Source organism: Mesorhizobium sp. M7A.F.Ca.CA.002.09.1.1, from assembly GCF_003998555.1.
In the GTDB taxonomy this organism is placed as follows: Bacteria; Pseudomonadota; Alphaproteobacteria; order Rhizobiales; family Rhizobiaceae; genus Mesorhizobium; species Mesorhizobium ciceri.
This window is the reverse complement of record NZ_RZRR01001538.1, coordinates 1-547: the sequence shown is the minus strand read 5'-3', so window position 1 is coordinate 547 and position 547 is coordinate 1. Positions and strand designations below refer to the sequence as shown.

General features: G+C 64.7%; 1 protein-coding gene. It reads right to left on the bottom strand.

Annotation, left to right across the window (positions count from 1 at the left end):
* Positions 1 to 547 (bottom strand): aconitase family protein (locus EN994_RS34515; protein ID WP_245466187.1); only part of this gene is annotated, 547 nt, incomplete at both ends.

Here is a 547-nt window from a genome sequence, read left to right as displayed (position 1 = left end):
GCCCGGGCCGAAGAACTCGACGAACTTGCCGACGACCCCCTTCTTGCGCAGCATCTGGGTGACGGTGAGCACGAGGTCGGTGGCGGTGACGCCCTCTTTCAGCTTGCCGGTGAGACGGAAGCCGATGACTTCCGGCAGCAGCATGGAGACCGGCTGGCCGAGCATGGCCGCCTCGGCCTCGATGCCGCCGACGCCCCAGCCGAGCACGCCCAGGCCGTTGATCATGGTGGTGTGCGAATCGGTGCCGACGCAGGTGTCGGGATAGGCTGTGGTTTCGCCGTCCTCGGTGTTGGTCCACACCACCTGGCCGAGATATTCGAGGTTGACCTGATGGCAGATGCCGGTGCCGGGCGGCACGACGCGGAAGTTGCGGAACGCCTGCTGGCCCCATTTCAGGAATTTGTAGCGCTCTTCGTTGCGCTCATATTCCAGCTCGACATTGCGGGCGAAGGCCATCGGCGTGCCGAATTCGTCGACGATGACGGAATGGTCGATGACGAGGTCGACCGGCACCAGCGGGTTGATCTTCTGCGGATCGCCGCCGAGC